At 27.2% G+C, this 20028-nt stretch carries 20 protein-coding genes; 14 read left to right on the forward strand and 6 right to left on the reverse strand.

Annotated elements, in window-relative coordinates; all coding sequences use genetic code 4:
• Positions 1 to 491 (forward strand): hypothetical protein (locus ACWXVK_RS01440; protein ID WP_456017013.1); only part of this gene is annotated, 491 nt, incomplete at its 5' end.
• Positions 492 to 517: 26 nt separating this feature from the next.
• On the opposite strand, the gene ACWXVK_RS01445 is transcribed toward ACWXVK_RS01440, so the two are convergent.
• The gene (locus ACWXVK_RS01445; RefSeq protein ID WP_438340679.1) at positions 518 to 946 is read right to left on the reverse strand and encodes a bis(5'-nucleosyl)-tetraphosphatase; all 429 of its coding nucleotides are present in this window, start codon (positions 944 to 946) and stop codon (positions 518 to 520) included.
• The gene (locus ACWXVK_RS01450) at positions 933 to 1460 is read right to left on the reverse strand and encodes a hypothetical protein (protein ID WP_455966076.1); all 528 of its coding nucleotides are present in this window, start codon (positions 1458 to 1460) and stop codon (positions 933 to 935) included. Before ACWXVK_RS01450 ends, ACWXVK_RS01445 begins: the two co-directional genes overlap by 14 nt.
• A 268-nt stretch (positions 1461 to 1728) precedes the next feature.
• On the opposite strand from ACWXVK_RS01450, the gene dnaX reads away from it, so the two are divergent.
• Genes dnaX through rsmI form a run of 6 tightly spaced genes read left to right on the forward strand, consistent with a single transcriptional unit; the run spans position 1729 to position 6837 of the window.
• Positions 1729 to 3699 carry a DNA polymerase III subunit gamma/tau gene (gene dnaX / locus ACWXVK_RS01455; RefSeq protein WP_456017015.1) on the forward strand — a complete coding sequence of 657 codons (1971 nt, stop codon included), beginning with the start codon at positions 1729 to 1731 and terminating at the stop codon, positions 3697 to 3699.
• A 29-nt stretch (positions 3700 to 3728) separates the two neighbouring features.
• Positions 3729 to 4022 (forward strand): YbaB/EbfC family nucleoid-associated protein, encoded by a 294-nt coding sequence (locus ACWXVK_RS01460; protein ID WP_444705041.1) that lies wholly within the window; start codon positions 3729 to 3731, stop codon positions 4020 to 4022.
• Positions 4022 to 4612, forward strand: a complete 591-nt coding sequence (locus ACWXVK_RS01465; protein WP_456017016.1) for a toprim domain-containing protein — start codon at positions 4022 to 4024, stop codon at positions 4610 to 4612. The genes ACWXVK_RS01460 and ACWXVK_RS01465 overlap by 1 nt, the downstream gene beginning before the upstream one ends.
• A gap of 8 nt (positions 4613 to 4620) precedes the next feature.
• Positions 4621 to 5262, forward strand: a complete 642-nt coding sequence (tmk, locus tag ACWXVK_RS01470; protein WP_438340684.1) for a dTMP kinase — start codon at positions 4621 to 4623, stop codon at positions 5260 to 5262.
• Positions 5262 to 6140, forward strand: a complete 879-nt coding sequence (locus ACWXVK_RS01475) for a hypothetical protein (RefSeq protein WP_456017017.1) — start codon at positions 5262 to 5264, stop codon at positions 6138 to 6140. The genes tmk and ACWXVK_RS01475 overlap by 1 nt, the downstream gene beginning before the upstream one ends.
• A complete protein-coding gene (gene rsmI, locus ACWXVK_RS01480) occupies positions 6130 to 6837 on the forward strand; it encodes a 16S rRNA (cytidine(1402)-2'-O)-methyltransferase (protein WP_444705043.1) in 708 nt (235 codons plus the stop codon). Before ACWXVK_RS01475 ends, rsmI begins: the two co-directional genes overlap by 11 nt.
• A 42-nt stretch (positions 6838 to 6879) precedes the next feature.
• Here the strand turns inward: rsmI and rpsT are convergent, their stop codons facing one another.
• Positions 6880 to 7143, reverse strand: coding sequence for a 30S ribosomal protein S20 (gene rpsT / locus ACWXVK_RS01485; protein WP_438340687.1), 264 nt, complete (start codon positions 7141 to 7143; stop codon positions 6880 to 6882).
• A gap of 150 nt (positions 7144 to 7293) precedes the next feature.
• Here rpsT and ACWXVK_RS01490 point away from each other — a divergent pair, with 150 nt between their 5' ends.
• The 3 genes from ACWXVK_RS01490 to ACWXVK_RS01500 all read left to right on the forward strand — a co-directional run bounded on the left by ACWXVK_RS01490 (position 7294) and on the right by ACWXVK_RS01500 (position 9571).
• On the forward strand, positions 7294 to 7998 hold the full coding sequence (locus ACWXVK_RS01490; protein ID WP_456017018.1) for a YgjP-like metallopeptidase domain-containing protein: 705 nt from the start codon (positions 7294 to 7296) through the stop codon (positions 7996 to 7998).
• A gap of 14 nt (positions 7999 to 8012) precedes the next feature.
• Positions 8013 to 8654, forward strand: coding sequence for a hypothetical protein (locus ACWXVK_RS01495; protein ID WP_456017019.1), 642 nt, complete (start codon positions 8013 to 8015; stop codon positions 8652 to 8654).
• A gap of 179 nt (positions 8655 to 8833) precedes the next feature.
• Positions 8834 to 9571, forward strand: a complete 738-nt coding sequence (locus tag ACWXVK_RS01500; RefSeq protein ID WP_438340690.1) for a hypothetical protein — start codon at positions 8834 to 8836, stop codon at positions 9569 to 9571.
• A 58-nt stretch (positions 9572 to 9629) separates the two neighbouring features.
• Here the strand turns inward: ACWXVK_RS01500 and thrS are convergent, their stop codons facing one another.
• Together thrS and trpS are read right to left on the reverse strand one after the other, a co-directional pair.
• Positions 9630 to 11369, reverse strand: a complete 1740-nt coding sequence (thrS, locus tag ACWXVK_RS01505) for a threonine--tRNA ligase (protein ID WP_456017021.1) — start codon at positions 11367 to 11369, stop codon at positions 9630 to 9632.
• Positions 11356 to 12360, reverse strand: coding sequence for a tryptophan--tRNA ligase (gene trpS / locus ACWXVK_RS01510; RefSeq protein WP_455994719.1), 1005 nt, complete (start codon positions 12358 to 12360; stop codon positions 11356 to 11358). The genes thrS and trpS overlap by 14 nt, the downstream gene beginning before the upstream one ends.
• Positions 12361 to 12613: 253 nt before the next feature.
• On the opposite strand from trpS, the gene ACWXVK_RS01515 reads away from it, so the two are divergent.
• The 3 genes from ACWXVK_RS01515 to ACWXVK_RS01525 are packed head-to-tail and all read left to right on the forward strand — an operon-like array spanning position 12614 to position 18043.
• Entirely contained in the window at positions 12614 to 12976 is a 363-nt protein-coding gene (locus tag ACWXVK_RS01515; RefSeq protein WP_456012103.1) for a hypothetical protein, read from the forward strand.
• 1 nt (position 12977) lies between these two features.
• Positions 12978 to 16901: an AAA domain-containing protein gene (locus ACWXVK_RS01520; protein ID WP_456017023.1), complete on the forward strand. Its 3924-nt coding sequence runs from the start codon at positions 12978 to 12980 to the stop codon at positions 16899 to 16901.
• Complete coding sequence (locus ACWXVK_RS01525; RefSeq protein ID WP_456017025.1) at positions 16901 to 18043, forward strand: hypothetical protein; 1143 nt, start codon at positions 16901 to 16903, stop codon at positions 18041 to 18043. The genes ACWXVK_RS01520 and ACWXVK_RS01525 overlap by 1 nt, the downstream gene beginning before the upstream one ends.
• A gap of 36 nt (positions 18044 to 18079) precedes the next feature.
• Here the strand turns inward: ACWXVK_RS01525 and def are convergent, their stop codons facing one another.
• Positions 18080 to 18637, reverse strand: a complete 558-nt coding sequence (gene def, locus ACWXVK_RS01530) for a peptide deformylase (RefSeq protein WP_438340696.1) — start codon at positions 18635 to 18637, stop codon at positions 18080 to 18082.
• 102 nt (positions 18638 to 18739) lie between these two features.
• On the opposite strand from def, the gene ACWXVK_RS01535 reads away from it, so the two are divergent.
• A complete protein-coding gene (locus ACWXVK_RS01535; protein ID WP_438340697.1) occupies positions 18740 to 19993 on the forward strand; it encodes a CNNM domain-containing protein in 1254 nt (417 codons plus the stop codon).
• Positions 19994 to 20028: the final 35 nt, after the last annotated feature.

A 20028-nucleotide genomic window follows, 5' to 3' on the forward strand; every position in this document is an offset into this window, starting at 1 on the left:
CAGTTGATTCAATCAATACTAACAATAATCTTATAAATAATATAAAAAATGAAGCTCCAAAAATTGAAATTGATTACAACGATCCTTCTGATGATGAAATTAAAAGAATTATTGACACGTTTTTTAATAAATACTTGTATAACAAATACGATAAGGCGAAAGAAGGAAAAGGACAAAGATTTGGATTTTCAATAGATAATTCACACAATAATAAGGATATAACTATCCATAATGATAATTTATACGATACTGAAGTGCCGAAAGATGAGCCTGAGTTAAATGTTCCGTGAGATGAGGATGATGAACCTAGTCAAATGCATACTCAACCAAAAACGCAATCTAAAAAAGAACAAAAAAGTGATTCTAAACCGAAAGTTCAAGATTTAAGCGGGCAATCAAAATGAGATAATTTTTATGATCTTTTCTTAGGCGGAATTAAGGGTAAAGGTCCAAACATTGAAATATATGGCATCCCCGGCGGAAAGAAATAATAAAAAATCTGGATTAAATCCAGATTTTATTTATTATATTTTCAACAATTGGTGATGTAGTAATTTACAGCTTTTTGGAGCACTTCCCGGTTTGAGTCATGAGTAATGCGATTCACCATAGCTTCTTCAATTCCAACTCACTCAACTATTTCTATTTCTCCCGGCTTATTTTTTATATCAAAATTTTTTGGTTTTGCCAAAAAAAATATAACATCTTTAGTTGTGTTTTTGAATGGAGAATATGTTGTTTTTTCTTTAAAGCCATCAATGATTTCAATATCAACATTTGTTTCTTCTTTAACTTCTCTTAGTGTTGTTTCGATCTCTGTCTCATTTTTTTCCATATGTCCCTTAGGAAATGTCCAATGGCCGGCTGTTTGTTGAACAAGCAAAACATATAATTTAGATTCAATATTATTTAACACTACTGCGCCGCATGATTTAACGTATTTCATTTAAGATGCCACCTCTTTTTTTAATTGTAATATTTATTCCCAATATTGTAATTATATTTAAAATTAGAAGAGAATCAAAAATTAACTTGATTATTTTTAAATTCATGAATAAATTAATATTCTTTTCTCTACTATGTAGATTTTTTTGTAAGTAAGCATTTATTATAGCCTGGTGAGTCCCATTGATTAGAAATATTAGCAGAAAAAAAATTAAAATAAAAGCAATTAAAGCAATAACTAGACCGAAAACGGTTTTTAATAATTTATTATGATTAAGATTTTTTCTTTCCTTAAATATTGGCATATAGCTAAGGCTAGTTAACAACATAATAATATTTGTTAGTGTAATTATAGCTAATATTCCAATTAATAAATTTTTATTGATGTCTTTTTTTAATAATGCTGAAGCAATTATTTGTATAACGGATGCCAATAGAGCTACTATTACTAATACAAAGAATGTGTAGAAATTGCGCTTGATTTGTGACTTGATTAGGTTATCAATTTTATTCATATTTATTATTATATATATTAAAATAAATACTTTTTACTATTAGTTAGAACTTAGTAAATGTTTTTTAATTTCAATAATAATAGTTTGTTTTATGTTAACATGATTTTTTTAAAAAAAGAAGTTTTGATAATTTTTGCTTATATAATTTAATACAATAATAGCATAGAATACCTTTGCTTTTTTGATAGACCTTTAACTAAAGGTTATTGAGTTTTTTAAATTTAAAACATTGGTATAAAATATATTATTTATGTTTAGGGAGAGTTCTGTGATCACAAAAAAATATTTAGCTCTATATCGTCAATATCGTCCAAAGACATTTGAGGAAATTTGTGGACAACAACACATAGTAGAGACACTAAAAAATATTATTCATGAAAACAAAATTGGCCATGCCTATCTATTTTGTGGTCCGCATGGTAATGGTAAAACTTCGACAGCAAAGATTTTTGCAAATGCTATTAATTGTATCCACCGTAGCTCAGAAAGTCCATGTTTAGAATGTATTAAATCGATTGATAATAATATTGATATTATTGAAATCGATGCTGCTTCAAATACCGGAATTGAAGATATTCGAGAACTTAAAGAGAAAATCAAACATTTGCCTACGAATGGTAAATATAAAATTTATATTATTGATGAAGTCCATATGTTATCAAAAGCAGCTTTTAATGCTCTTCTAAAAACTCTCGAGGAACCGCCAAAACACGCTATATTTATTTTAGCAACTACTGATCCTCAGAAGATCCCGCTAACAATATTAAGTCGTGTTCAAAGGTTTAACTTTAAAAAGATTGATAAAAAAGTATTATTTAATCAGCTTGTTAATATCTTTAAGAGAGAAAATATAGTAGCAAAGGATGATGCCATTAAGTTAATTGTTGATTTGGGTAATGGCAGTTTTAGAGACACGTTAAGTATTGCTGATCAAGTCGCTATTTATTGTGCAAATGAAGAAATAACTAAAGAAGCAATAGAAAGGCTCTTCGGAATAGTAGATTTTCAAAATATCTGATACTTAATAAAATGTATATGTGCCAACGAGCATAAGCCCTTAATTGACAAGTTTAATTATTTGGTTGAAAATGGCGCTAGCATTGAAAAAATTGTTCTGCAAATATTTAAGGCATTTAAAGACTATATAATTATGAAAAAAACTCATGACGAATCATTATTAGAGTTTGCTAACATACAGCAACTGAGTGAACTTGATATTGATGATGAAGCTTTATTTAAATATATAGAATTAATTCAAAGCGCAATAAGAGATTCAAAAAATTCTGATATTCCCAAAGAACTTATTGATATTTATTTATTAAAGATGTCTTCTTATAAGAAGAATAATTTAAATGATGGGATTATTAAAAAAAATATTGAAGATAATAATTTTTCATTTAATAATAAAGAAAAAGTTCATCAAGATAATTTGAATAATGATTTCCAACTGGTTGATCACGAAATTGCTAATAATGATAATCATAAACAATTTAATTCAATTTTTGATCTTAAAAGCATTTCTAATCAATTTGAAGCTCCTAATGAAATTAGCACACAATCAATCAAAAAAGAGCTCAAAGATGTTGGAATTGAAGAAATAAATGTTGATCAATTGCTTGAAAAAACATCAGAAATTCTTATTGTAGAAACGGCCAAGGAATATGAGAATTCAGATTTATTAAATGATATTATTAGTGCTGAGTATAATGATCTTGCCCCTTCTAAGACTGTCGAAATCCTTAAGGCAGAGTTAGACCAAGATGAGGTTAATTCGCTTGTTTTTATTTACCAATACGTGCGAATGAAGATTTATAATTACGATTCCAAGGCTAAGACAGATATTGATACTATGTATTACAATATGATTGAAAGAAGAATTAAGAAGGAACTTGGATATTTGATTCCTTTGTTGACAGATTTTAAAATATTTTATAGTATTGATGACCTTATTGTTTTAAAAAGTGAAGATATTGCAAGGGTTCATCAACTAAATTTAAAAAGAACTAGTCCTGATTTTATTGAGGCTGTTAATAGCGTTTTTGGCAGATACACAAATGTTGTTGCAATAACGCGTAACCAGCTTGATAATGCTATAAAATATTGTAAAGAAAATTGAGCAAGCAAAAAAGGCGAAGAAATTAAAATTATTAATTTGCCAAATTTAGATAAGTATAAAAATAAACAAAATCCCAATGTAGAATTTGCTAAGAAATTATTTGGCGATATTGTGAAGACATAAGGAAATTAAAAAAAGTAAGGAGAATTATTATGAACATTAATGAAATGTTAAAGAATGCAAAGAGAATTCAAGGAGAAATGGAAAAGGATGAGCAAGCTGTTGCTCAACAAAAGTTTGTTGTTGAAAAGCAAGGAATCAAGGTTACAATGAGTGGCCAAAGAAAAATTACAGAGATTATTATAAATGAAGCATTAATAGATCCTGAGGATCCTGAATTAATACAGGATTTAGTTATGCTTGCAGTTAATGAGGCTCTTGAAAAAATTGAAGCTGCATATGATGAAATTGGGACAAAGTATTCAAATAGCGGGTTGCCATTTTAATGAATTTACAACTTAGAGATAAAATCGTTGAAGCTCTAAAGATGATACCTGGTATTTCAAAAAAGCAGGCAGGCAAAATTGTGACTTATTTTCTTGAGGTTAATCCAGAATACACAAGTACATTGTTTTTGGATATTATAGACCTACAAAAGCAAACCAAGAAGTGTACACAATGCTTAGCATATACTACTAAGGATATTTGTGATATTTGCTTAGATAAAAAAAGAGGTAAAAAACTTTTTGTAGTCCAAGATAACAATGATATTGAAAAAATTGAGCAGTTGGACATTGAAAAAGGCAAATATTTTGTTTTTAATGAGTATATCAATACTAAACAAATTAGTAATGAAATAACTAAAAAAATCAACCATTTATTAAGTGTAGCATCAAAAAATGATGAAATTATTTTAGCTTTAAATACTGATATAAATGGCCAAATAACAATGAAATTTCTTGAGAAAAAGATACGAGATGAATTAAAAAATAAGGATCTGTATCAGCTATCTGTTGGTATTCCTTTCGGAATGTCAATCGATGCCGCCGATCCGATTTCGTTAAAACAGGCAATATTAAACAAGAAAAAAGTGTAGGAGTATTTATGGGTCGAACAGGTAAATTTATTGCTTTTGAAGGAATGGACGGATCTGGAAAAACAACTATTATTCAAATGCTAAAGAATGATCTTATTAAGGATGGATTAATTGATAATTTTGTATTTACTAGAGAACCAGGATCTGCTTTTTCAAAAGAGGCTGAACACATTCGACAATTAATTCTTGATAATGAAAATTCATTTAGCTCGATGGTTGACGCTTTGCTTTTTGCAACAAGTAGACGCTTAAATCTTGAAAAAGGTATATGGCCTGCCTTGCAGGAAGAAAAACATGTAATTACAGATCGTTATACAACATCATCATATGTTTATCAAGGAGTTTTAGGTGATGCCGGCTTGGAAAAAGTAGAAATAATTAACCAAATAGCAACAAATAAAACTGAACCTGATTTAATAATATTTTTTGATCTTGAACCTTCTGTATCGGTTGAAAGAATTACTAAGATGCGTGAAGGAATGGATAGATTCGAGACTTCCGATGTATCATATTATTTTTCTTTGCGAGAGGCTTATAATAAGGTTATTGCAAAAAACCGCTCTAGATACCGCGTTATTGATGCAAATTGTTCTATTATTGATTTATATGAGAAAGTTTTAGAAATTCTTAAAAAAGAAAATATTTTATAATGATTGATTTTGTTTTTAAAAAAATAATTGATAACTCTCTCTTAGAGCAAAAATTAGGGCAGGTTTATTTATTTTCATCAAAAAATATTAAAAGTTTTGATGAATATTTTTTATATTTTATTAATAATGTTAATGGTGAATGTTTTGAAAAAATTAGCGACATTAAACTAGGCGATATTTACTTTTATGTGGATGGAAGAAAAAATACAATTGGCAAAGAAAATATTCTTGATGTTATGAATGAAACAACTGAAACATCGTTGCTATCTAAAAATAAGAAAAAAATACTAATAATTGACACTGTTGAAAATGGTACACAGCAATCACTTAATAGTCTCTTAAAGTTTTTGGAAAATCCACCCCAAAACACCATTGTTTTAATGTCTTGTAATTATATTTCTCAGGTTATAAGTACAATTAAATCACGTGCATTCATTATTGAATTAAATAATACCTTAAATACAAGAGATATTAATGAATTTAAGCCATTTAAGAATTTTTTTGTTCATACAAATAGTGAATATAATGAAGACATTATTCCTATTTTTACAGAATTAAGCAAGTCAATAGTTAATTCCAATAAAGAGCCACAAAAATTATTAGTTAAAATTATTAGTCATTTTAATTATGATAATAAGGAAGCAATCATAAATTTTATGATCATGGCATTTATGGATATATATAAAGTAAAAAAAGGATTTAATGATTTACTAATCTTGAATGATTATAAAATACAACCAACATCATTTGATTATGTTCCTATTTATAAAATATTATGTGTTCTTCAAGAAACTAAAGTAAATCTAAAAAATGCAGCAAACTTTAATCTACAAAAGGCTATTTTATTGTTGAAATTAGAGGAGTTCTATGGAGTTTAAAATTTATATCGTTGGAACCCCCATTGGAAACTTAGAAGATATAACCTTACGCGCTATTAGAATTCTAAATGAAGTCGAAATTATCTTGTGCGAAGATATAAGAGTAAGTAAGAAGTTATTAAATAATTTTAAAATAACAGGCAAAAAATTGATTTCTTATCATAAGTTTAATGAGAAAGAATTGGCTCCCCGTGTTATTTCCTATATATTATCGGGAAAAAAAGTTGCTTTAATTTCTGATGCTGGTATGCCTTGCATTTCTGATCCTGGTTTTAATTTAATTAGTGAAGCGAATAAAAATGGAATTTTTGTTGATGTTATAGGTGGAGTTACTGCCTTTACTCATGCATTCATAAAATCTAACTTTGGATCTACATTTAACTTTATTGGTTTTTTGAAAGATAAAAGTGGCGAGAGAATTAATCAGTTAAAAAAAATTAATGAGGGTGTTTATGTGGCGTATATATCGCCATATAAGCTAATAAGTACATTAAAAGATTTTGATGAAGTTTTTTCTAAGAAAGTTGATATTTACTTATGCAAAGAGTTAACTAAACTTTTTGAAAAAGATTATCGCGGGACTCCAAATGAAATTATTAAATTATTAGAAAATGAGCCAATTAAGGGCGAATATGTAATTGTCTTTAATATCAAAAAAGAAAAGCATATTAAGATTAATAAATATGCAAAAAAATAAAAACCGGAATTTTCCGGTTTTTAAAAAATTATTTATTAAGAATTAATTCTTTGATTTAGCAATAAATGCATCTAAACGGCTAGCTTTTCTTGCACCATTATTTTGGTGTAAAACACCCTTTGAAACAGCTTTATCAATTTCATGGTGTGCTTTAGCAACTAATTCAGCTGCTTTTTCATCTTGTGATGTTGCTGCTAATTTAGCTTTTTTGATAGCAGTTTTTACAGTTGATTTAATAGCTGAGTTACGTGCGTTAGCTTTTTCGTTAGATAATATTGCTTTTTGTTTTGATTTAATGTTTGCCATTTTTTTGCCTTTCTTGCTAAAAAAAATAATTAGCATACTAATTTTACATAAAAACACAATATTTTTTTGTATTTAGTTACTATTTTTGTTTTTTGTTACTTTTTTTAATAATTACACATTATTTATTTTAATTTATTAAAATATTTTTATATGAAAAGCCCTAATATGACTGTTTATAGAATAATAAATAAAGAAAAATATTTAATAAAACTTTATTATACTTACGATAATTCCTTTTTGCTATTGCAAGAAAATAATTATTATGTTTTGCAAGGTTCAATTATAAAATTATGTTCTAAGGAATGTTGAAGATTTGTGGATGAAACAATATTAAAAATAACTCAAAAAATTAATATTGATAATCAATATTTTCTTGGTGTTGATTATAATAAGAAAACATTTTATTACTTAGGCAAAAAAGTTAATTTTAAAATAAGAGAAAATCTTATCATTTTTGGTGATGAAAAATTTGAGTCAATAAAAATCTCTAAAAAAATAACTCCTTTATTAGCTGAAACTTATGTAAATGATCAATTGAATAAAAAACTAATTGTTGTATTTAAATTTTATGCTGATGAAGCATATAAAAAAAATGTTGGTGAAGAATACAATCTAAAATTTATTGTTATGAAAAAAAATACTTCATGAGCTTCAATAAATATAAGGACGCATAGGATAAGCATATGCAATAAATTAATTCATTTTAGTGAAGAAATAATAAGATATGTTGCCTATCATGAGGTCTGCCATATAATTCATCCAAATCACTCAAAAGCATTTCGGGATTTGTTAGAATCATTTATCCCCAATTTTCGTGAACTTGATAAAAAACAAAAAAGACACATTTTAGTCTAAGGAGAAATTTATAAATGGAAAAACAAGCTGTGGTGTTGTTGATTGTTATTTACACAATGTTAGCAATAATATTAATCATTGACTTAATTTTTATTATAAGACATTTTAAAAATAAAAAAAGAAGTGAAATGCAAAATGAAGAAAGTGAAATTAATAAAGTTGATCTAAACACCGAAATTAAGAAAATAAGTAGGTTTATACCTAACACGAAATATATAAAGGAAGGTAAATATAGACCTGAAAAATTTGACTCCTTTATTAGTGGTGCCCTAATCATAAATAGCTATGGTCTTTTTGTTATTAAAAATATAAAAGATAATGCTATGCTAGTTGAAGGTGATTATAATAATCGTGAATGGTTTTTGACTACGCCCAAAGCCAAATATTGTATTAATAACTTATTTTGGGATTTGAATAAAAATATTGATAATTTACTTCCTTTACTTCCTAATAATCTTCCAGTGATTGGCATTTTAATATTTGAAGATATCGATAAAATTGATATTAATAATTATCCAGGATATTTAGGCTTCTCTAAACTCAAAGATTTATCAAGTTTTATGAATGATGCAAAGCGCCAATTAAAGCCTATAATAACTCCTGAAAATGTTGAAAAAATTGTTGAATTATTAAATAATAAACGGTTTGAATTTTAGTTTGATGTTCTTATAAGAAGTATTGCTAAAACATTGCTTGTTTATTGAAAATGATTGCTTTTTTAGTATTTAGTATCTTAAAAAAATAAAAATTGTTTATATAAATGAATTAAATTATTTTTTTTGTCTATAATTAAAGCATAATATTATATAAAATATAAAACAATAGAAAGGAAATAATGACCAAAAGTAAACTAGAAAGATATTACATTTCTGAAAAGATTGGTGATGATAAAAAAGTGTCATTTAATTTCAAAAAAGCAAATCAAAAAATTTCAGGTAATTTTACTGAATTTGTTGATGCTGTTTCAGAATTTATTAGAGTTAGTGAAAAATCAAAAAATGATACTCGTGTGTGATTTCATCAAGACGGGGCCTACCGTGGAAGTGTTGATATAAAGAAAGCTCGTAACATAATTGAAAAAATATTAGAAGTTAAAGTTGAAAATGAAAAGGCTATTGAATATATTGAAAAGGAGGATTTGGTGGATAAACCAATGCCAGTTAAAAAGATGAAAACTACCCCTATGATCGATTTAGAAGCAGAAGCATCACAAACAACTTTTTATGTTGAAAATATTGAAACAAGAAAGGCTTCACAAGTTTCGGCTCTTGATGTTAAATCATTTTCAAAATACATAACAATTATTGAAAAGGTTAAACAGTTAGGCAATACATTAGTTGTTTCATTTCATTTAGAAAACGAAGGCAATTCATCAATGACTCATGAATACATTATTACAGGTTTTGCTGAAGAAGCAATGAGCTCATGTTCATCATGCAAAGCAATGCCTCACAATAAAAAACTTGGTTTATGACGTGAAAAAAGAGCTTTCCTTGCTTTATTCACAATATTAACATTATTAATTATTGTTAACATTATTTTAATTGTATTACGTGTAAAGGCTATAATCTAAATTAGATATATAAAAAGTAAAAATTTTAAAAAAGTTAGGATTACCTAACTTTTTTAAATTATTTTAATTCGCGTTTTAACATTGATAATTTAGTTATAAATTCTTCTTTTGAATATATTTCGGTTTTTTCGCTGCCATATTCTCTTACAGCTAATTTGTTATTTTCAACCTCTTGGCGTCCGATAATAACTATAAATTTAGATTTTTGAATTTGTGCATCGCGAATTTTTTTATTTATTCTTTCGTTTCTTAAGTCAACATTAACATTAAAATCTAAATCCAAAAATTCCTCAAATAGAGATTGACAATAATCATTTAAATCACTTACAATTGGCATTATTGTAACTTGTCTTGGACTTAATCAAAATGGCAGAATACCTTTGGTTTGTTCCAATAATGTAGCGATAAATCTTTCATAAGTTCCAATTAAGCCACGATGAATTAAAACAGGTGTTTCAAATTCTTCATTATCATTAACAAACTTCATGTTAAATCTATGAGGGAGCAAGAAATCAAGTTGAAGTGTTGACATTGTTATTATTCTATTTAACGCAGTTCTAACTTGAAAATCGACTTTTGGACCATAAAAAGCTGCTTCACCTATAAATTCCTTGTATTCAATGTTTAATTCCCTTAATACTTCACGAAGGTCATTTTCGGCTTTGTTTCACATTTGATCATCCTTAAAGAATTTTTCTTCATCATTTGGGTCCCTTAAGGAAAGCGAAACATGGTCTATTTCAATTTTAAAATCTTTGAGTGCCTGTAGAATCATTTTATAAAGGTGTTTAAATTCAGATTTAATTTGGTCTGGTCTAACAAAAATATGTCCTTCGGTTAAATCCATAGATCTAACTCTTTCTAATCCAGAAAGGGCACCTGATTTTTCATAGCGGTACAACCTAGATTGTTCAGAATATCGTATAGGTAAATCACGATATGAACGTCTTGTTGAATTAAATAAGATTATATGATGCGGACAAGTCATAGGGCGTGCCACAAGAGTTTCATTATCCATCAATATAGGGCTAAACATAACGTCTTGATAATGTGACCAGTGGCCACTTATTTCATATAATTTTTTTTCTCCAAAGTGAGGAGTTAAAACCTCGGTGAAACCAAATTTTTTATCTAACTTTAAAACATATCTTTGGATTGAATTGTGAATTTTCATTCCATCTTCAAGTCAAATTGGGAAACCTTGGCCTGACAGTTGGCTAAACATAAAAAGGTTTAGATCCTTGCCTATTTTGCGGTGGTCTCTTTCCCTTCTTTCTTTTAGAATTTCTATGTAATCATCAAGTTCTTGTTTAGTTTCTCACGAAGTACCATAGATTCTTGTTAGCATTTTGTTATTAGAATCACCCTTTCAATAGGCCCCTGCAATTGATAACAATTTAAAATGTTTAATTTCTTTAGTATTTTCGATATGCCCACCAGCACAAAGATCTGTGAATAAAATTTCATTAGTTTTTGGGTGTTTGAATTGAAAGAAGGTTATTTCTTTTTTTTGATTTACGAATTTATCATATAATTCTTGCTTGTAGGGTTGATTCTCAAAAGAGAAAAAGTCTTTTTCGACTTTTTTCATTTCATAGCCTTGTTCAGCTAGTTTTTTCATTGTTTTTTCAATTCGAGGTAAGTCTGATTCAAAAATTGGATTTTCAAATTCAAAGTCATAGTAAAAACCCTCTTCGATAGCAGGACCAATTGCCAGTTTTGTATTTGGATACATTTTTAAAATTGCTGCAGCTAATAGATGACTAGTTGAGTGATTTAATTTATTATTTGATTTCATTATTTAAACCTAGGCCTTTCATAAATTTTTTAAGAGTAATTGAAGCAGTTTTTGAAGCCTTTTGTGCTCCCTTTTTTGCTTTTTTTTCGATATCTTTTATTACTTCATTGTATTTTGATTGAATTTTAGTTAAAAAATCTTTAACTAAGGTGCCCACTTCTTGCTTTAATTCACCATAATTTTTTTCTTTGAAATGTTGTTCAGCTTCCCTTAAGTCTATATCTTTAAGTGAAGAATAAATTGATAATAAATTTTTAATGCCCGGCTTATCGTCTGAGATGTAAATTTTTCCTTCAGAATCAGTAACTGCTTTCATTATTTTTTTATATCCTAATTCAGGATCGTCCAATAAATAAATTGCTGATTTTTCATTTGCATCTGATTTTGACATTTTTTTAGTTGGGTCAACTAGTGACATAATTTTTGCCCCAACTTCCGGTATATATGGCTCAGGAACCTTGAATTTAATATTGAATTTATTATTTAGTCTTTGAGCTATATTTCTTGTTAATTCAACATGCTGCTTCTGATCAATTCCGACAGGCACTAAATCAGCATCATATAAGAGAATATCAGCAACCATCAATGTTGGATACATTAAAAGTCCTGTCGGAATTGTTTCCATACCATTTGAACTTTTTACTTTTTGAGATTTATCTTTAAATTGAGTCATTCTGGATAATTCACCAATAGTTGTATTTGTTAAAATTAACCAGTTCATTAAACCATGTTCCATAACATCTGATTGGAAAAAAAGAGTCGATTTTTCAGGATCAATTCCACAGGCAATAAATAAAGCGTATATATTTTTACGATTTTCTTCAAGGATATGTGGTTCAATAGGGAGGGTTAGAGCATGGAGATCAGCGATAAATATATAGCTATCATAATTTTCTTGCAATTTAACCATATTTTTTATTGCTCCAATATAGTTTGCTATGGTTAATTTTCCTGTAGCCGTAATTCCACTTAAAACTCTTTTTTTGTCCATTTTGTGCCTTCTTTTTTTAATAAATTCTTGTATAAATTTTATAACTTTTTTAAAAATATCATATTAAATAATTTATTATTTAATAATCCAACATTATAACTTTTTTATGCTTAAATTAAGTTGAAAAAATAATTAATAAATTTTATTTGATATCTTTGTTGAAAATTACTATTAATTAAATGTTTTTTTGATATTAATTTTAAATTAAAATATAATTTAAAAGTAGAAATTTTTAAGTGAAAAAGGTGTTAATATGAACCCAAAAAACAAATTTTTATATATCTTTTTAATCATAGTTACTTTTGGATTTATTTTAATTTATTGAAAGAAAAGATTTAGACAAACCAAACCCAAGAATTATCTCTCAAAGGAAACTAAATTAAGTTTTAATTTTGATGTATTTGTTTCGCTATTAGGTGGAAAAGAAAATATTAAATCGGTATCAGCTACACAAAAAATTTTAAAAATTAATTTTCTTGATAAGACCAAGATTGCTATACCGCAATTAAAAAATCTTGATGGTATAACCGGAGTTGCAATTCAAAGTAAAACTATTTCTTTTGTAGTTGGTAATGTAGCCAAACACATAGAGCACTTAATTAATGAGGTAAATTAAAATGAATAACAATACCAAATATCAAATGTTAATGGCTAATCTGCTAAATATTGATACCTTTGATTCTTCATTGTACAGTTCAATTGATAACGAAAAATATTTTGATGTGTTAAAAAATTTCGGTGAAGAAACCTTTGATCATATATACAATAATTTTAATATAAATTGCACGATTTCTGATATTGCAAATCGGATGATTGCAACAAAGGTTTATGAAGCTAAAAATAAGAATGAAGTAATTGCTATTTTTGAAGACTATAATAAACGAATACCAGAAAATTTATTTAAGATGCTTGGTACAAATTTTGAAAAAGCAAAAGCCATTATTGTTGCTAGTCAGGAAACGGAGTTTCAAAAATCAGTTGTTAAGTGAAAGAAAATTTTAAATAAAGCGCAAAATATCAATATTGAAACCAATATTTGGCCCTTACATATAGGCTTTTTCTATATATCAATAAAAACAGAAAATAAAACAATTTATGCTCCATTATTTTTTAAAGAGATATTAGTTGAAGTTAAAAATTCATTGGTTACCTTAAGTTCTAGTTCTGACATAAGAGTAAATAGCAAGCTAGTCACGTTTTTGAATCAAGAAGGCTTTTCACTCAATGTTGACTCATTTGATTTTAATAACCTATCAATTCGTGAAGTATTTGAAAGTTTTAAAAATGCTTGAAAACCACTCTTCAATATGCCCTTAACTTTGAAAGAAGGTATTAAAAATTTAACAATTGAAAATATTGAAAATAGCTCAATAGAATTTTATCCCGGAATAGTTCTTGGTTTTTATAATGTTTCGTCGGGATATTTGTGAAATCAAATGAAAAAAATTATTGAAAATGATGAGTTCGATGAGATTTTAAATCCAAATTTTAATAAGAATTTATATCGTGAAAAGGTTAATAGAGTAATTTTTGATAACAAGTTTAAGCTTTTTAAAATTCAAGAAACTAATTTTTCTCAGGATGTTGCAACAATCTCGTCACTATATCAGGATACAATTATTTGAGGTCCCCCTGGGACAGGGAAATCACAAACTATTTCTAATTTAATAACTAATATTATGACAAGAGGCTACACCGCCTTAGTTGTAAGCCAAAAGAAAGCCGCATTAGACGTTTTACGTAGCAGGCTAAAAAAGCTTTCTATTTTTTGCTTATTTGCATTAAATGATAAAAATCTGAGACCTGAGAATTTTTACAAGCCATTGCGTGAATTTATTCATTTGTTAGAAAATTATGAAAATTCAAATGCTGAAGAAGGTCTTAGTGTTTTTAGCGATGAAGATGAAAGTTATGTTGATAATGTAAATTTAATTAAGCAAACTAAAAATATAGATAATATCATTAATTTTTATAGCGCGGTAATGAATGGTAATTTTAGTGTGCAAACATATGAAAACCTTAAAAAAATGGATCATAATCTTAAATATAATCAATGTTGCGAATTTAGTGATAAGAAGCTAATTGTAAAAAAACTATATGAAAAAAATTTTAATAAGAAATGCACTATTTTTAGTATTATTCCTAAAATAATTAAAAACATGGCGGAAATAATATCGAATGATCAAAGTTTAATGACTATTGATATTGATGAGGCGCTTAAATATGTAAATCTTGTTTCATTTGAAGAAATTACTAATTTTGAAAAACAATATAAAAAAATTCTCAACAAAAAAACCAATTATTTAAATGATGATAAAAATATTGTTAAGATGCTTCTTGAAAAAACATTTGATCGGATGACTAATTTTAGCGATGAGCAAAAAATGCAATATACTTCCTTTGCTATGGCTATAAGAACTGGCCATTTAAAGCCTTACAAGTTTTTTCACAAACATAAGGAGATGATTAAGATATTATTTCCAATAATTATTACTACCCCTGAACTTGATTTGTCGATGTGATCTAAACAGGAGTTTGATTTTGCTATTCTTGATGAATCATCGCAAATGTTTATTGAAAAGGGCATTCCAATTTTATATTTAGCAAAGCGAAAAATTCTTGCCGGTGATAGCCAACAAATGCAACCCACAAGATGATTCTCTGCGACATATAGTTTTGATGAAGAAGATGACTTTGGCAATATTGAATCGTTGCTAGATTATGCTAGGGCAAGAGGTGTTTATTCACTGCTATTAGATAAAAATTACCGTTCTAAAAAGGCGACATTAATGACTTTTTCATCAAAGCATTTTTATGAATCAAAACTTGATGTTATTGATAACTATGAACTATCAGTTTCTAATGAAAAAGCAATTGAGGTTTTTCAAGTTGATGGAACTTGGGATAATAGCATGAATGTTGCTGAGGGTGAAAAGGTTATTGAATTATGCAAGCAAAATCTTGAAAAATATAACAAAATAATCATTTTAGTTTTTAATGTTAAACAACAAGAATATCTATTTAATAGAATATTCGGAAATGATCCAGAATTAGAAGATGCTCTAAATAGTGAAAAAGTTGTTTTGAAAAATATTGAAAATATCCAAGGCGATGAAGCTGATTTGGTTATTATGTCAGTTGTGTATGATAAAAATACTGCTTTATATAACACATACGTTGCAAGAAAAGGCGGGAAAAATGCTCTTAATGTGGCAATATCACGTGCTAAAGAAAAGGTCTTTGTTGTTAAATCGATTTATGCCGATGATATTGAAATTACAGATCGATCAACAGCTGACATGATAGTATTTAAGGAATGATTAAAATTTCTTGACTTATCAATTGATGAGCAAAAAAATTATTTAGATGAGGTTGAAGATTTTTTGGCTACTAAAATTATTTCATTGCCCGAAGATATTAAATTTAAGGTTGATGTACTAGATGAACTTCGCAATTTTATTAATGACAAAAACCTTCAATTTCAGACAGATTACTCTGTTGGAACTAAAACCATCGATATTGTTTTAATTAATAAGCTTAACAACAAGCTTATTCAAGGATTTATTTTAGATAATTTTTTATATAAGAATGATTATCGTAAATATCTTATTTTTAGAGACAATATTAAGTTTCTTGAATCTAAGGAATATCCAATTATTACTATTTCTGAAATTGAATGGCCAATTATTAAAAATAAGATATTTGCATATTTAGAAGCATTGATATCACAACAACAAGTAGAAAATCAAGCTATTATAGAATTACAAAAAAATAATATGTATGAATTAAAAGAATATAAAGAAGTTAATTTTATTCCTCAATCTGGAGAAGAAGATATGAATATAGAAACTAAACTAAAAGATAATAATATTGTTAGCTTGAAAGAAAATAATATAAAAACAGGTGATGAAACAGCAAAAAGGAATGATCATATTGATGACGTCGATGATTTTTATGTCGCAGAAATGGATAATCATAATCAAATAGCGGTTGAAATTGATGAATTCGAAGAACAAAATAATTATTTGGAAATTCATCCAGACGAGACAGATGATATTGACTCTCTTACTGATGATTTTAAGGTAGAACAATTTAAGCAAGATGATTTGGAAATTGCTCAGGATAATGAAGATTATTCTTCCGATGTTATTATGAATTTAAATGAAAATACACATGAAGAATTCGAAGATAGTGAAGTTTCATTAAATAATTTATCATCTGATTTTTTGGAAGATGATACCTATATAATTGATCAAGAAAATGATGAAACTATCTCAAAAACTGAAATTAATGATTTTAAAATAAATTCCGACAAGATAAACAATGAGACGGATGAGTTTAATAATATTGAATTATTAGGATTATCTAGCGTTGAAGAAAATGATTTTGAATTTGAAGAATTAAAAGAAACTAATGTTAGAGCAGATCAGGAAAAACAGGTTGATTTTAAAAAGATAGAGAATACACCGGATAATATAATTGATGAGTTTGGTTTAGTTGATACTGATGAAAAAACAACGGAATTTGAATTTGGGGATTAATGAAAAAAGATAACAAAGATTTGGAATTTGATTGGGTTGATTCGATTGACAAGGATGTTAGCTTTGAAGACCAATTAAAACATAAAAAAGTTGCTCAACGTCTAACAAAAGCAAAGAAGATAAGAAAAATATTATTTTGATCACTTTCAGGTGGTTTGCTTTCTTCTGTTATTATTGCAACAGTTAGTATACAACTTACAAAACCTAAAAAAGCACTTATTTATTGGTTTAATAGTGTTAAAAAATACTCATTTAATTCAAATAATAATAAAAACAAAGATGTTAATATAAAAATAAACAACGATATAAAAATTGATGGCACTCCAGAAAGTGTCATGGCTAAAATTATTAATAATAGTGATTCTGATAATATTAGTCTTTTGTTTAAAAAAAATGTTCAAAAAGAAATAAGTGAATATGCAATTTTTGAAAATAAAAATTCTAATGTTAAATGGAAAATTGAATTTGAAAATTTTGTAATTGATACATTATCTAAAAATACATTGTTTGTTGATCTTGTTTTTAAACATCAAGAAGGGACAAATACTGAATTTGTTATTAGAAATTTTCCTATTTATACAACATTAAAAACAAAACAATTCAATGAAGAAACAATAAAGAAAAAACAAGACCAATTTGATAGTAAATTTATTGAATCAATTAGGAATAAGGTCGCTTATAAGTTGCTTTTACCTATTGATGTAAAAGATAAATTTTCTAATGAAAAAATTAATAGATATAAAGCGGAATTTAGAAAATTTATACAAGACTTTAATGATAAATTTTCTTCTATTAAAAATGACTCATCAAAATTAATTGATTATTCTTGGGCTTTTGGTGAACCATATAAGATAAATAACGGCATTGAACAAATGACGGTTGTATCTAACTTTGTAACAGAAACTAATAATTTTTATTCCCCTATTTTATTTACATCTCCAATAAAAATTGAGGGTTTTGATAATGAAGATTGAAAAACATCAACACGAATAAAATTTAAAGGTAGAATTATTACCTTATCTACAAATAAAGAGAAACTAGGCAGATACCATTCTCAATATGGCATTTATATCGAACCTAACTATGGCAATAACCAAAAGGAAATAGAGTTTGATGTTCCATTATTTTTTGAAAAAGGTTAATAAGAAAAATAGGTTATTATCTAACCTATTTTTCTATTACAAAACTTGCAAATCTTTGTCTTTTGCTCATGGGCTCTTTTTATTTATTCTATCTATAAATAATCCACCTTGTAAATGGTCAAATTCATGTTGAAATACGATTGCGCTATAACCACTTGCTTCAAATCTTTTGTATTTCTTTTCCATATATGAATATCCATCAAAAATAACTCTTGCATATCTAGGAACTAAGCCTTCCTGATTTGGTCAATCTTCGCTAACACTTAGGCATCCTTCACCTTCCGATAAGGCAATTTTATGCTCTGAGTGACCAATAAGTTTTGGGTTTATTATGGCATCATTAAAAATCACATTGTTATTATTATCAACTATCAGAATATAAAATATGTTTTTTGGTATTCCATATTGAATAGCAGCGACACCGACAGCTGGTCTAAATTTTGTATTTTGTTTTTGACTATCGCTGACATGAAAAATCATTTTTTCAATCAAATCAATATTTTCTTGTGATAAGGGAATTTCTACATCTTTTGATTTTTCTCGTAATATTTTTTTAGGTAATTGCACTATACTAACATCTTCAAATTTAAACATAATATAACATTATAAAATATTTAAATATAAATAATAATTATTTTTGCTATTATATAATACTAATGATAGTTATATTTTAAATTTTTGTATGGAGACATTTAGATGGACCTCGAACCTTGACATTACGCTTTATTAATAATTTTACTAGCCATATTGCTCGTTTGTTCTGGAATTTTTTCCGCAACTGAAACAGCATATACTTCTTTAACCAAGGCCAAAATCGAGACAATGATTGAAAAGAATCAAAAAAGATATAAAATAATTCTAAAACAGCACAATTTCTTTAATAGAACACTCGGAACCATTCTGATTGCTAATAATCTGGTAAATATTGGTTCTTCAACATTATTAGTTTATCTTTTAACACAAGCCTTTGGAGCTCCTAAGGCAGGCTTGGCATCAATTATTTCAACAATTGTAATGACACCAATTATTGTTTTATTTGCTGAAATATTGCCAAAATTGGTTGCAAAGCGCTATCCAGAAAAAACCGTTAAATCATTTTATTGGTTTATTGAAATGTTATATTGAATATTTATTCCCATAACATATCCTATTTCTAAAATTGGAAAGAAGATTTATATTACCAATACTGAGGAAGATGTTAAAAACTTATTAAATATCGCACATGATGAGGGTGTTTTGGAATTTAAAGAATCTGCAATGGCCCAAAATGTCTTAGATCTTGATTCAACTAAGGTTTCACAGCATTATATTAAAATGAAAAATGTGGATTTTATCAGTTCTAAGGCTACTATGCAAGAAGCACTAAAAATGTTTAGAGAAACTAATTATTCACGAATACCAGTTGAAAAAGATGGTAATTTAATTGGCATATTGTTGCTTAAGGATATATTTTTTCTTAAAAAAGGAAATATTTTAAATTATATTAAAACTGTTCCTAAGGTTTCTGCTAACTCAATCTTATCATCAGCACTTGAAAAGTTGAGACAATCGCGCGCACAAATGGCCTTCGTTACCGAAACTAACAGTGATGACAAACCAATAGGTATTATTACTATCGAGGATATTCTTGAAGAAGTTGTTGGCGAAATATATGACGAATATGACAATGATGAACAAATCTACGAAATTAGTCTTGAAAGATGCGAAGCTAAGGGTTCTGTTTTAATGAAGGTTTTATGAAAACAATTGGAGCTTTATGAATATCTCGATTATCAATTAACTGATAAGGAAAAGAATCAAACACTTTCAAGTTGGATTGAGTCAAAAAAAGGTCATTCATTAAGAAAAAATACCAAATTTGAACTTGAAGACAAAATAACATTTTTGGTATTAGAAAAGAAGTCAAGAGAAAAAAAATATGATTATTTCGAGATAGATTGAAGCAATTAGCTAAATTTAAAAATCCGGAAACTAATTTCCGGATT

The organism is Mycoplasma sp. 3398 (assembly GCF_053851555.1).